The sequence below is a fragment of the Myceligenerans xiligouense genome (genome assembly GCF_003814695.1).
GTDB classification, from domain to species: domain Bacteria; phylum Actinomycetota; class Actinomycetes; order Actinomycetales; family Cellulomonadaceae; genus Myceligenerans; species Myceligenerans xiligouense.
On record NZ_RKQZ01000001.1, the window covers coordinates 955,904 to 968,857 of the forward strand.

The window sequence follows — 12,954 nt, forward strand, 5'->3', positions numbered from 1 at the left end:
CCGGCCCCGGTGGGGGGCCGCCGCGTCCCGACGTGGCGCCGGCGGCGAGCGAGGCCGACCCGGCGGCCAAACCCGCGGCCACGAAACCGGCCGCGGAGACTGCCGCGAGCGACGACGCCTCGGCGCGGGCCGAGGCGCCACCGGCCGACGCTCCGCAGACGGGTTCTCCGCAGGGTCCCGCAGCTTCGCAGGCGCCTCGCCCGGCGCAGGCTCCGGCTTCTCCGCCTGCCACTCCTGGTGCCTCCACGCAGGCTCCCGCCCCGGAGCAGGGCCCTGGCGCTCAGCTTCCTCAGGCCCCGGCCGCAGCGCAGGCCCCTGCGGCTCCGCCCGCCCAGGCCCCGCAGTCTGCTCAGGCCCCGGCGTCGGCACAGCGGTCTCCTCAGGCCACTGCCCCGGGGAATGCTCCCGGTGCTCAGCCTGCTCAGCCCTCCGCGTCGCCTGCTCAGTCTCCCGCGTCGGCTCAGGGTCCTGTCGCTCCGCCTGCTCAGCGTCCTGCCTCTGCTGCCTCGGCGCAGGCTCCCGGTTCTCAGCCCGCGCAGACGTCCGCCTCGGCGCAGGCTCCCGGTTCTCAGCCCGCTCCGGCCCCGGCTCCCGCTGCCCCGGCGCAGGCTGGTTCTCGGCCCGCCGCCGGCACGTCGGCTCAGGTTCCGCCCCCGGTGCGGCCCGCTGCGCCGGCGCAGCCTCCTCTCCCCGGTCAGGCCGGCACCGGTCCGCAGGCGCCCGCCCCGGTTCCCGCTCCCGCACCCTCTCCCGCGGTGGCCCCGGCTCCCGCCCCGGCCCCGTCGAAGGCTGACGGCGCGGCGCCCGGCAAGCCCGCAACCACCGAAGCCGCCGGTGCCGGGAAGCCGACGGCGGCCCCGGCCCCGCCGTCGGCTCCGAACTCGCCGTCCGCCCCTGCCGCGGCGTCGCCGTCCGGCTCCACCACCGAGCCGCCGTCGGGTGACGACGATCCGGCCGCCGTCCTGCAGTCGGTCGTCGACAACCTGACTCCCGAGCGTCCCGCGAGCCCGGCCAAGCAGGGCGGGTACACGCCCCGCGTGTTCGCGTTCGAGCGGCCCGCCAAGAAGCCGCGTGCGGGCAGTTCCGCGGAGCCCACCGCTCCGGGCGAGCCCGGGACACCGGGCGACGGCACCGCCCCGGCAGGGGGCCGGGGCGGCGACCACCCGTTCATGCGGCCGATCACGGGGATGATCCCCAAGCTCAAGCCGCTGACCGGGGCGATCGCGCGGGTCGTGAACCCGCAGGCCGTGCGGCACCCCCATGGCCCTGCCACGCCGCCGCCCGCCGCGGTTCCGCCAGGTGGCCAGGTTCCCCTCGCCGGGCCGGTCCCGCCCGGCGGCCAGGACCCGTCCGCCGCTCAGGTTCCGTCCGGCGGCCAGGTTCCGTCCGGCGGCCAGGTTCCGTCCGGCGGCCAGGTTCCGTCCGGCGGCCAGGTTCCGTCCGGCGGCCAGGTTCCGCCCGCCGGCCAGGTTCCGCCCGCCGACCCGGCTCAGCCCACCGACCCAGCCCGCCCCATGGGCTCCCCACGCCCCGCCGACCCCGCGCATCCCGCCGGAACCGTTCCGGCGGCGGCCGCGGCGCCGGGTGACGCCCCGCAGGGTTCTCCCGGGGCACCCGACGGCGGCGTCCCGCCGGCCCCCGTGCCGCTCGGCAGTGTTCCGGCGCCCGGTGGTCCGGGCACACCCGATGGTCAGGCCACGCCCGGCGAGTCCGCCGGTGAGCCCGTCGGGCGCGGCTGGCCTCCCGCACCCGGTGGGCCCGACGGGTCCGGCCAGTTCCCGCCCCCGCCGCCGGGCGGCTCATGGACCCTCGGCATCCAGCCCGACGAGGCGCCGCACCGGGGGCGCAAGATCGCGCTGGGTGTCGGCCTGGCTGCCGTGGTCCTGTTCGGCCTGTTCGCGGTCATCGCGGGGGTGCAGGCGGGCGCCGTTCCGAACGGTGTGCACGTCGCCGGCGTCGACATCGGGGGGCAGTCGCGCGACGAGGCGGTCGCCACGCTCGACGACGCGCTCGCACCGCGTGCGAAGGAGCCCGTGGCCCTGGTCGCGGGCACTGCGGAGTCCACGCTGAAGCCGGGCAAGGCGGGTCTGGCGTACGACGCCGAGGCGACCGTCGACGCCCTCACGGGCTTCTCCCTCGACCCCGGCCGCATGTGGGAGCACTTCTTCGGCGCCGACGACGCGGAACTCGTCCTCGCGGTCAACGAGAAGAAGCTCGGCAGCGCCATCGACGGCCTCGAGGAGTCGATGACGGTCAAGGCGGCCGACGGCGCGGTGGTGTTCCAGGACGGCGCGCCGAAGGCCACGGATGCGAAGGAGGGCTCCGTCGTGGACACGGCGGGGGCGCAGGCCGTCATCACCTCCAGCTGGTTGCGCTCCGAGCCGCCGTTCACGCTGCCGACGCGGGAGGTCGAACCGGAGATCACCCAGGACGAGGTCGACGCGGCGATGGCGATGGGGACGAAGGTCGTCTCGGCGCCCGTGAACGTCCAGGTCGGTGACCAGAGCGTGGAGCTCACGCCCGCCGATCTCGCGACGTTCGGGAGCTTCGAGCCGAGCGGGGGCGCTCTCGCGCTCCGGTTCAACCGCGAGGGCCTCGTGAACACGATCGTCGAGCGCACGGCGAACCTCCTGACGATTCCCGAGGACGCGCACTTCGTGTTCCAGGACGGCAAGCCGCAGGTGGTCGGTGGCGGCCCCGGCACGACGCTCCAGCCCGAGGAGGTCGGCGAGGCGGTGAACGCGGCGGCGCGCGGCGACGACCGGGTCGCGGCCGTGGAACTGCACGAGCAGGACCCCGAGAACACCAAGGAGGCGCTCGAGCAGCTCGGCGTCAAGGAGGTCGTCTCGGAGTTCTCGACCCCGCTCACCGCCGACAACGTCCGCACCCAGAACCTGATCCGCGGCGCGGAGATGATCACCGGAGATCTCGTGAAGCCGGGCGAGACGTTCTCCCTCATCGAAGCGCTCTCGCCGATCACGGAAGCGAACGGGTACGTGGCGTCCGGCATCGTCAGCAACGGCCAGCACGTCGAGGGTGTGGGCGGCGGCCTCTCCCAGATGGCCACGACCAGCTACAACGCCGGGTACTTCGCCGGGTTCGACGACGTCGAGCACCGCCAGCACAGCTTCTGGTTCCCGCGCTACCCGGCCGGGCGCGAGGCGACGATCTACGTCGGCGCGCTCGACATGAAGTTCCGGAACGACACTCCCTACGGGGCCGTGCTGCAGTCGTTCGTCAGCAACGGCCAGCTCACCGTCCGGATCTGGAGCACCAAGCACTACGAGGTGCAGACCAGCGACAGCGGCCGCCAGAACGTCGTGGAGACGTCCACGGTGCGGAGCAACGACCCCGAGTGCGCGGCGTACCCGGGCGGCGAGGACGGGTTCACGATCTCGAACAACCGCAAGGTCCTCCTGGACGGCGACCTCGTGAAGGACGAGACGTACACCTGGACCTACAAGCCGGACAACCCGGTCGTGTGCACGGGGGGCGGCGGGGGCGGCAACGGCTGACGGCCGGCTCGCGCCCGTCTGTCGCCCGGGTGAGCATCGTGCCGTCAGCCGGACCACGGGGGCACCTGGTCGCCCGGCGGACAGATGACGCGTGAGGCCGTCCGGGGCAGTAGGTTCGGACCCATGCTGGGACGTGACGAACGAGAGTCCTCCGCACACGCGCTGCTCGCGGCGCGCGCGCAGGGATGGTCCACCGAACCCGTCGAGTTGCTGGACCTCGGCACCACTGCCGACACCTTGGCCACCGTGGCGAGCATCGACGACCTCGCGGCGGTCGTGCACCTCGGGCATCCCGAGCAGCCCTCTCCCGGGCTGGAGCGCGCGTTGCTGGAGGGTGCCCCGTCGCTGATCGTGACCGCCGCCGGGTCCATCGAGCCGCAGTGGGTCTGGGTCGGCGCCGGTGGCGGCTCCGGTGGTCAGGTGGTGGTCGACGAGGCCGGGCTGCGTGACTGCGCGGTCGTGCTGCGCGGGCTCGGGGTGCATCCGCGCCTGGTGCCCACCCGCACTCCGGTCGCCGAGCGGGTGGCGCTCGCCGGGGCGGGCGGCTCGCTCGTGGTGGAGCGGTCCCGCGTGCCGGCGGGCTTCACGGAGCTGCCGGACAGCGCCCTCCTCGCCGAGCGGGGACCGGTCTGGTACGGCCTGCTCCAGGCCCGCGACATCGCGCCCGCGTTCACCGAGCCAGCCCAGGTGTGGCTGGCCTTCGGCCCGTACGACGACCATCGCGGCTCGCTCCAGCCCACCCTCGCCGTCATCGCCGATGCCGGGATCGACCTGCAGCACCTGCGCAGCCAGGCGTCGGTCACCGGGCCGCACGTGTTCTTCACGTCGTTCTCCTGCCCGTCGTCGGCGGTGCTGTCCGCCCTCGTCGACGAGCTCGACACCCGGGGCATCGCGCACCGCGTGCTCGCCGTCCTGCCGGGTGCGATGTTCGAACCCGGACCCGACCAGGCCGCGCCGCAGTGGGCGGGCGAGCTGTGAGCGGAGCGCTGCGCGCCGCGTACCTCGGGCCGGAGGGCACCTTCACGCACCAGGCGGTCCGTGAGTGGCTGGCGCTCCGCGCCAAGGGCGACGACGGCGGTCCCGGTCGGGCCGCGACGGGTACGACGACGGTCGCGGCGCAGCCCCGTACCCCGGAGCCCCTGGCGACGGTGGCCCACGTGCACGACGCCGTCGCGGCCCGCACCGCCGACGTCGGCGTCGTCGCCATCGAGAGTTCCGTCGAGGGTTACGTGGTGCCGTCGCTCGACGCGCTCATCGGAAGCCCCGACGTCGTCGCCGTCGACGAAGTGGTGCTGGACGTCTCGTTCGACGCGTTCGTCCGCCCCGATCACGGTGAGCTGCGCGAGGTGAGCGCCCACCCGCACGGCCTGGCGCAGTGCTCCCGGTTCGTCGCGGACAGCGGGCTGGCCCCGGTGCCGGCGTCGTCCAACGCGGCCGCGTGCCGCGATGCCGGACCACACACCGTCGCGCTCGGGCCGTCGCTCTGCGGCGACCTGTACGGGCTGGAGACCCGCGCGCGTGCCGTGGAGGACTTCCGGGGCGGGCGGACCCGCTTCCTGGTCCTCGCACCGCGGGAGTCCGCGCCCGGTCACCTGGACGCCGCCCGTGCGCGGGGGGCCTCGGCATGGCGCACGATGCTCGCGGTCACGCCCCTCCGGGTGGGTCCCGGTGTGCTGGCACGGATCACCGACACGTTCGCCCGCGCGGGGGTCAACATGTCGAGTCTCATCACGCGCCCGCTGAAGGTGCGGCAGGGCCAGTACGTCTTCGTCATCACGCTCGACGAGGCCGCCTGGGAGCCCGGCGCGCGCGCCGTCCTGGCCGACCTGCTGGCAGCGGGCGACTCGCTCAAGACGCTCGGCGTGTTCCCCGCACCGGACCTCGACGTCGACGGCACCCTCGACCCCGACCACGTCCCGGTCGGCTCGGTGACCCTGGACGCCGGCACCGACGAGATCGGCCGAGGGCTGCTGTGGTGACCTCGGTCGGGATCATCGGTCTGGGGCTGATCGGCGGGTCGCTCGCGCGCGCCCTCGTGGGCGCGGGCATGTCGGTGGTCGCCACCGACCCGTCGCGGAGCGCCCGCACCGCGGCCGGGTCGGCGGGCATGCGGATCGCCGACGACGTCGCGGGACTGTGCGCGACCTCCCCGGAACTGGTCGTTCTGGCCGTGCCGCTCCGGGCCATGCGAGCGGTGGCCGGTGAGGTGGCCGCCGCGCTCGGCGACGTGCCGGGGTGGGACCCGACCCTCGTCGACGTCGGGTCGGTGAAAGGGCCGGTCCGGCACGCGATCCGTGAGTCCGGGCTGGCCGGCCGCTACGTGGGTGCGCATCCGATGGCGGGGACCGAGCACAGCGGGTTCGACGCCTCGTTCCCGGACCTGCTGCGCGGGATCCGGTGGGCGGTGACCGTCGAGACGACGGCCGGTGCGATCGGTGACGTGACCATCGGGGCGTCGAGTTCCCGGCCGGGTGAGGGTGATCCGGCGTCACCGGGCGCGACGGCGACCGACCCCGACCGGCTGGCCGTGGTGCTGCGCCTGATCACCGCCGTACTCGGCGGCACCGCCGTCGTGCTGACCGACGACACCCACGACGAGGCCGCGGCCCTCGTCTCCCACGTGCCGCACGTCCTGGCGGGCGAGCTGCTCGGCCTGGTCGCGGGTACACCGGTGTGCGACGTGGCGGTCGGTCTGGCCGCGGGGTCGTTCCGCGACGGAACCCGGGTGGCCTACGGTGATCCGCGGCGCACCGAGGCCATGGTCACGCAGAACGCGGCGTGGGTGGCGCCCGCGCTCCGGCTCGCGGCGCGGGACCTGGAGATGCTGGCGGACGCGCTCGACTCGAACGCGCCCACGGGCTGGTTCTTCGACCGGCCCGAGCCGCTGCGCGACCGGCGCCCGGGGCACGCGCACGGCCGGGACGCGAACGGAGTGCGAGAGATCCCGGTCCGCGAGACCGATCCGCCGCCCGAACAGCGCGTCCCGCTGGCGGGCGACTGGCCGGCGGCGCTGCTCGAGCGGTGCGCTGCGGGGGCCGTCGTCGTCCTGATGGAGCCCACGACGGCGGTCCTGACGTAGCCGCACTCACGGTTGCTCTTTTCGATGAACGGAAGGCAGGCATGACCACTTCGAAGACGAAGCACGCGCTGATCGTGCGCGGCGGATGGACCGGGCACCAGCCCGTCGAGACCACCGACTCGTTCCTCCCGTTCCTCACCGAGCACGGGTACGACGTGCGGGTCGAGGAGACGACGGCGGTCTACGCCGACGCCGGATACCTGGGAGGCGTCGACGTCGTCGTCCAGACCAACACGATGAACACGATCGAGGGCGACGAGCTCCGCGGGCTGATCGCAGCCGTGGCGGGCGGCACCGGGCTGGCGGGCTGGCACGGCGGCATCGCGGACTCCTATCGGAGCAGCTCGGAGTACCTCCAGCTGATCGGCGGGCAGTTCGCCGCCCACCCCGCGAAGGCCGCCCCCGGCGAGCTCGCGGGCGAGGCCGCCGACAACTTCGTGCGGCACACGATCGACATCGTGCCCGAGAAGGCCGACCACCCGATCGTCGCCGGAATCTCCGACTTCGAGCTGACGACCGAGCAGTACTGGGTGCTGTCGGACGACTACAACGACGTGCTCGCGACCACGACGCTCGCCGCCCGCGACTTCGACCCGTGGCACCGGCCGGTCACGTGCCCGGCCGTCTGGACCCGCCAGTGGGGCGAGGGTCGCGTCTTCGTGTCGACGCCCGGCCACGACCTCGCCGTCGTCGACGACCCGAACGTCCGGACCATCGTCGAGAGAGGCATCCTGTGGGCCAGCCGCTGAGGGTCGGGATCGTCGGGCTCGGAGCGATCTCCGGCCAGTACCTGTCCACGTTCCGACGGCTCGACGCCGTGCGGCTCGCCGCGGTCGCCGACCTCGACGAGACCCGCGCGGCATCGGTCGCCGCCGAACAGGGCGTGCGTGCGCTGACCGTCGACGAGCTGACGACCGACCCCGAGGTCGATCTCGTCCTGAACCTCACGACTCCGGCCGCCCACGCCGAGATCGCACTCCAGGCGATCTCGGCGGGCAAGGCCGTCTACGGCGAGAAGCCGCTCGCGGCCACGCTCGAGGAGGCCCAGGCAGTGATCAAGGCGGGCCGTGCGGCCGGGGTCCGGGTGGGGTGCGCGCCGGACACCGTGCTCGGGACCGGCGTGCAGACGGCGCGGAAGGCCGTCGACGACGGCGCGATCGGTGAGCCGGTCGCGGCGACCGCGACGATGATGACACCCGGTCACGAGCTCTGGCACCCGAACCCCGGCTTCTACTACCAGCCGGGCGGCGGCCCGTTGCTCGACATGGGCCCGTACTACGTGACCACGCTGGTCACCCTGCTCGGCCCGGTCGCCTCGGTGGTCGGCGCGGCGAGCCACACCCGGGCGACGCGCGTGATCGGGTCCGGCCCCCGAGCGGGGGAGGCCGTCCCGGTCGACGTCGACACGCACGTGACCGGTGTGCTCCGACACGAGTCCGGTGCGCTGTCGACCCTCGTGATGAGCTTCGACGCGGTCGCCACCAGAGCCTCCAGCATCGAGATCCACGGCCGGACCGGCTCGCTCGTCGTCCCCGATCCGAACGGGTTCGACGGCGACGTGCGGTGGCACGAGCTGGGCGGCGCCTGGCGGACGCTGCCGCCCGGTGCCGGCTACCGGGACGCGGCGCGGGGCTACGGCATCGCCGATCTGGCGGCCACACCGCCGGGAGTCCCCGCGCGCGCGAACGGCGATATCGCCTACCACGTCCTCGACATCATGACGGCGCTGCTCGAGGCCGCCGACACCGGCACGACGGTGATCGTCGAGAGCACGTGCGTCCGTCCGGCACCCGTCCCCCTCTCGGACGCGCCGACCGGGAGCCACCCCCGCTGATCCAGGATCCGACCGAACTCGGTGGCGGCTCAGCGCTCGTCCTGCGGGCCGAACGGCTCGGGAAATAGACGAGTGGAGCATCTATGTCGTGGTCGAGGTCCGGGATTGGGGGCGCGTGTCCCAGATCGAGCACGGCAAGATCTCAGGACAGGAAGTGCTCGCCCGCTACGCCGCCGCGCTCGGCGGGCGTCTTCAGCAGGCGATCACCTTCGAGGACGGAGACGTCGCCGCGCTGGGCTGAGGCCACCACCGCTCACCCGAGCTGCTCCGCCACCGCCCGTCCCGTCGTCCTCCCGGTGAAGAGGCAGCCGCCCAGGAACGTGCCCTCCAGGGCGCGATGGCCGTGGACCCCGCCGCCGCCGAAGCCCGCCGCCTCGCCGACCGCCCACAGCCCTTCGACCACCTCGCCCGCCGGGTCCAGGACCCGGCCCGCCGCGTCGCACCAGAGCCCGCCGAGCGTCTTGCGGGTCAGCACGCTCAGCCGCACGGCGAGCATCGGGCCGTCGGCGGGGTCGGTCAGCGCTCGCGGCGGGGCGACGCGGATACGGCGGTCCACCCAGAACGACCGGGCGGCCCGCGTGGCCACCACCTGCGGGTCCTTGCCCAGCCCGGACAGGACCTGCGCGTCGCGGGCGGCGACGATCCGCGCGAGCGCGTCGGCGTCGATGTGCCCCGCCGAGCCCGGCGTCCCGTCGATGAGGGCGTTCATCCCGGCGGCGAGCTCGGCCGGCGTCGCGCCCCACACGAACTCGGGCGACTGCTCCGCGAACGTGCGCACCGGCACCGCCTTGCCGCGCACACGCTCGATCAGCTGTGGCACGGACTTCCCCGTCAGGTCCGGGTTCTGCTCGGAGCCCGACAGCGCGAACTCCTTCTCCATGATCGTCTTGTTCAGCACGAACCAGGAGTGGTCGTCGCCGCGGCTGGTGAGGTGCCGCAGCGCGCCCAGGGCGTCGAAGCCCGGGTAGAGCGGGGCCGGGAGGCGCCCGCCGTCGGCGTCGAGCCACAGGGAACTCGGCCCGGGCAGGATGCGGATGCCATGGTCCGTCCAGACGGGGGAGTGGTTCGCGATGCCCTCCGGGTAGTGCCACATGCGGTCCTCGTGCACCAGCGCGGCTCCGGCCTCCCCGGCGACACCGAGCATGAGCCCGTCCGTCGAGTCGGGCACACCGGACAGCATGCGCTCCGGAAGCGCGCCCGCCTCCCGCGGCCAGCGGGCACGGGCGAGGTCATGGTTCGCGCCGATGCCGCCGGAGGCGACGACGACGGCCTGGGCGTGCACCTCGACCTCGGCCGTGACCTCACGGGACGACGGCGTACCGCGCCCCGAGAACGGCGCACCGGCGGGGCCGTCGTCGTCGGACAGGACCTCCGCTCGCACGCCGGTCACGGCGCCCCCGGACCGGAGCACCTCGACGACGCGGTGACGGAACCGCAGGTCGAGCAGGCCGGCGCGAGCCGCCTCGCGGGCCGCGCCGACGAACGGCTCCAGGAGACCCGGGCCGGTGCCCCAGGTGACGTGGAAGCGGGGGACCGAGTTGCCGTGCTCGGTGCCGGCGCCGGTCGCGGCGGTGCCGGTGACGGGATAGCCGCCACGCTCGGCCCACTGCACCAGCGGGAACCACCGCACCCCCTTGCCGTGCAGCCAGGGGCGCAGCTCGCCCGCCGCGAAATCCACGAAACCCTCGGCCCAGGCGTAGCCGTGCCGGTCAGGGCCCTCGCCGCGCTCGGCGCCGGCGGCGAACCGCGCCGAGCCGAGCCAGTCCGCGAAGGCGAGGTCGGCGTCGTCGCGCACGCCGACCCGGCGCTGCTCCGGCGAACCGACGAGGAACAGCCCGCCGAACGACCACCACGCCTGCCCGCCGAGCGAGCGGGCAGGTTCCTGGTCGAGGACGACCACCCGTTTGCCGGCCGCGGCCAGCTCCGTCGCCGTGACCAGACCGGACAGGCCCGCTCCCACGACGACGACGTCGGCGGTGACCACATCGTCGCTGATCGCGGTACCGCTGTTGGAGACGGCGTCAGTCATGACGGAAGAGTAGCGGCAAGCGCCGCCGAACGGGAGGCCGAACGCGACGGACCTGTCCCGACGACACCGCCCGCGTGCCACGATGGGGGACATGTCGTCGAAACCGCAGGGCGGGGACCAGAACGCCACCGGACAGGACCGGGGAAGCGCGAAGGAGGCCGTCGAGGCGACCCCGCAGCGCGTCCCCGGGGAGCCCGCGCCGCGACCCGTGGTCCGCCCGCTGAAGCGGCCCGCCCGGCACGGCAGCCATGTGCCGCCGCTCGGCGTGCACCCCACCTCGGACGGCGGGATCGACGTCGCCGTCCTCGCGTCCCACGCCACGGCCGTCGATCTCTGCCTCATCGACGTCGACGCCTCCGGCGAGTTCCACGAACGCCGCGTCGAGCTCGAAGGACCGGTCTACGGCGTCTGGCACGCCCATGTCCCCGACATCGCGGCCGGGCAACGCTACGGCTTCCGTGCGTACGGCCGGTGGGACCCGAAGGCCGGACTGCGCCACAATCCCGCCAAGCTGCTCGTGGACCCCTACGCCCGGGGCCTGGTCGGTGACGTCACCTACGCGCCCGAGGTGCTCGGATCGCCGCCGGACCCGGACGACGACGTGCTGCGCGCCGACCCCTACGGGCCCCCGGACGGCCGCGACTCGATCGCGCACGTCCCCCACGGCGTCGTCGTCGGCCCGCTCTCACCGGCCCCGCCGCAGAGCCGGCCGCGCGTGCCCTGGGCGGATACCGTCATCTACGAGGCGCACGTGCGCGGCCTGACCCTCCTCAACGAGCAGATCCCCGAGGAACTGCGCGGCACCTACGCCGGGCTCGCCCACCCCGCCACGATCGAGCACCTCACGTCCCTCGGCGTCACCACCCTCGAACTCCTCCCGATCCACGCCAGTACCGCGGAGGCCCGGCTCGCCACCCAGGGCCGGACGAACTACTGGGGCTACAACACGCTCGGCTTCTTCGCACCCAACAGCGCCTACGCGACACGGTCCGCCCGGGAACGCGGCGCCGAGGCCGTGCTCGACGAGGTACGCGGCATGGTCCACCTCCTGCACGCGGCCGGCATCGAGGTAGTCCTCGACGTCGTCTACAACCACACCTGCGAAGGCGGGGACGACGCCCTCCACATCTCCTGGCGAGGCCTCGACAACCCCGTCTACTACCTGCACGACGGAGCCTCCCCGGCGGCGCTCGCGGACGTCACCGGCACCGGGAACTCGCTGGACTTCCGGCGCCCCCGCGTCATCCAGATGGCCCTGGACTCCCTGCGCTACTGGGCGACCACCATCGGCGTGGACGGATTCCGGTTCGACCTCGCCGTGACGCTCGCCCGCGGATCGTTCGGGTTCGACCCGGACCACCCGTTCCTGGTCGCGCTGCAGACCGACCCCGTGCTGTCCAGGCTGAAGCTCGTGGCGGAACCGTGGGACATCGGGCCCGGCGGCTGGCAGACCGGACAGTTCCCGCCACCACTGGCCGAGTGGAACGACCGGTTCCGCGACGCCGTGCGCGGGTTCTGGCTGGATGCCCCCAAGCACGGCTCCCACGGTGAGCCGATGCAGGGGCTGCGGGACCTCGCGACGCGGCTGGCAGGTTCGGCCGACCTGTTCGGGCCCGGCGACCCGCCGCTCGTGCGCGGTCCGGTGGCCTCCGTCAACTACGTGACCGCCCACGACGGCTTCACCCTCGCCGACCTGGTCGCCTACGAGCACAAGCGCAACACCGCCAACGGCGAGGACAACCGCGACGGCACCGACAACAACCTGTCCTGGAACCACGGGCTGGAGGGGCACACGCCGGCGGGCGACGACGCGACCACCGAGCCCTGGGAGGCGATCGTGCCCCTGAGGCAACGATCGCAGCGGAACCTGCTCGCGATGCTGCTGCTCGGTGCGGGCACCCCGATGATCACTGCCGGCGACGAGTCGGGGCGCTCGCAAGGAGGCAACAACAACGCGTACGTGCAGGACAACGAGATCTCCTGGATGCCGTGGAAGCTCGACACCGCGGGGGAGGAACTGCTGGCCACCACCCGCTTCCTGACGAAGCTGCGGCGCGAGCACCCCGCCCTGCGGGCCGACTCGTTCTTCCTCGGCGCCCCCCGGCCGCACGAGTCCGAACCCGACCTGCTCTGGTTCTCCGAGGACGGCGCGCCCATGGACGTCGCGGCGTGGGACACGCCGGGCCGGCGGGTGCTGCAGATGCTGCGTCCGGGCCCGGGCGACGAGGACGCGCACGTCCTGCTCGTGATCAACGGCGGGCTGTCCGACGTCGTCGTGACGCTCCCCGCGCTCCCCGGACCGGCGGCCGACGGCGCGGACCGGGCTCCCGCGGAACGCTGGGACCGGGTCTGGGACTCGGCCTGGGACCTGCCGGAACCCCCGGACGACGAGGAGCGCCGGTGCGACGCGACCACGACGCTGGACGCGCTGAGCGTGCAGGTGTTCCTCGCGGCGCCCGGCCGGTAGGCGGCTCCCGATTCGGTAAGCGTTTTCAGG

Annotated in this window: 9 protein-coding genes; 8 read left to right on the plus strand and 1 reads right to left on the minus strand. The window is 74.0% G+C overall.

What is annotated here, in order from left to right:
• Positions 1-755: 755 nt before the first annotated feature.
• The 7 genes from EDD34_RS21365 (at position 756) to EDD34_RS04050 (ending at position 8,669) form a co-directional block, all read left to right on the plus strand.
• Positions 756-3,515 (plus strand): VanW family protein, encoded by a 2,760-nt coding sequence (locus tag EDD34_RS21365; RefSeq protein ID WP_123813430.1) that lies wholly within the window; start codon positions 756-758, stop codon positions 3,513-3,515.
• A 123-nt stretch (positions 3,516-3,638) separates the two neighbouring features.
• Positions 3,639-4,493: a hypothetical protein gene (locus tag EDD34_RS04025; RefSeq protein ID WP_123813431.1), complete on the plus strand. Its 855-nt coding sequence runs from the start codon at positions 3,639-3,641 to the stop codon at positions 4,491-4,493.
• The gene (locus EDD34_RS04030; protein WP_123813432.1) at positions 4,490-5,494 is read left to right on the plus strand and encodes a prephenate dehydratase; all 1,005 of its coding nucleotides are present in this window, start codon (positions 4,490-4,492) and stop codon (positions 5,492-5,494) included. Before EDD34_RS04025 ends, EDD34_RS04030 begins: the two co-directional genes overlap by 4 nt.
• The gene (locus tag EDD34_RS04035) at positions 5,491-6,594 is read left to right on the plus strand and encodes a prephenate dehydrogenase (protein ID WP_123813433.1); all 1,104 of its coding nucleotides are present in this window, start codon (positions 5,491-5,493) and stop codon (positions 6,592-6,594) included. Before EDD34_RS04030 ends, EDD34_RS04035 begins: the two co-directional genes overlap by 4 nt.
• Positions 6,595-6,635: 41 nt before the next feature.
• The gene (locus EDD34_RS04040; protein ID WP_123813434.1) at positions 6,636-7,343 is read left to right on the plus strand and encodes a ThuA domain-containing protein; all 708 of its coding nucleotides are present in this window, start codon (positions 6,636-6,638) and stop codon (positions 7,341-7,343) included.
• Positions 7,328-8,428, plus strand: coding sequence for a Gfo/Idh/MocA family protein (locus EDD34_RS04045; RefSeq protein WP_123813435.1), 1,101 nt, complete (start codon positions 7,328-7,330; stop codon positions 8,426-8,428). The genes EDD34_RS04040 and EDD34_RS04045 overlap by 16 nt, the downstream gene beginning before the upstream one ends.
• Before the next feature lie 88 nt (positions 8,429-8,516).
• The gene (locus tag EDD34_RS04050; protein WP_211341479.1) at positions 8,517-8,669 is read left to right on the plus strand and encodes a hypothetical protein; all 153 of its coding nucleotides are present in this window, start codon (positions 8,517-8,519) and stop codon (positions 8,667-8,669) included.
• 12 nt (positions 8,670-8,681) lie between these two features.
• On the opposite strand, the gene EDD34_RS04055 is transcribed toward EDD34_RS04050, so the two are convergent.
• A complete protein-coding gene (locus EDD34_RS04055) occupies positions 8,682-10,457 on the minus strand; it encodes an FAD-binding dehydrogenase (protein WP_123813436.1) in 1,776 nt (591 codons plus the stop codon).
• A gap of 91 nt (positions 10,458-10,548) precedes the next feature.
• Between EDD34_RS04055 and glgX the strand changes: the two genes are divergently transcribed.
• A complete protein-coding gene (glgX, locus tag EDD34_RS04060) occupies positions 10,549-12,924 on the plus strand; it encodes a glycogen debranching protein GlgX (RefSeq protein ID WP_123813437.1) in 2,376 nt (791 codons plus the stop codon).
• Positions 12,925-12,954: the final 30 nt, after the last annotated feature.

Bases quoted from the DNA above. Each gene is read 5' to 3' on its own strand.
- glgX (WP_123813437.1), top strand. From the start codon at position 10,549: ATGTCGTCGAAACCGCAGGGCGGGGACCAGAACGCCACCGGACAGGAC.
- EDD34_RS04025 (WP_123813431.1), top strand. From the start codon at position 3,639: ATGCTGGGACGTGACGAACGAGAGTCCTCCGCACACGCGCTGCTCGCG.
- EDD34_RS04055 (WP_123813436.1), bottom strand. From the start codon at position 10,457: ATGACTGACGCCGTCTCCAACAGCGGTACCGCGATCAGCGACGATGTG.
- EDD34_RS04040 (WP_123813434.1), top strand. From the start codon at position 6,636: ATGACCACTTCGAAGACGAAGCACGCGCTGATCGTGCGCGGCGGATGG.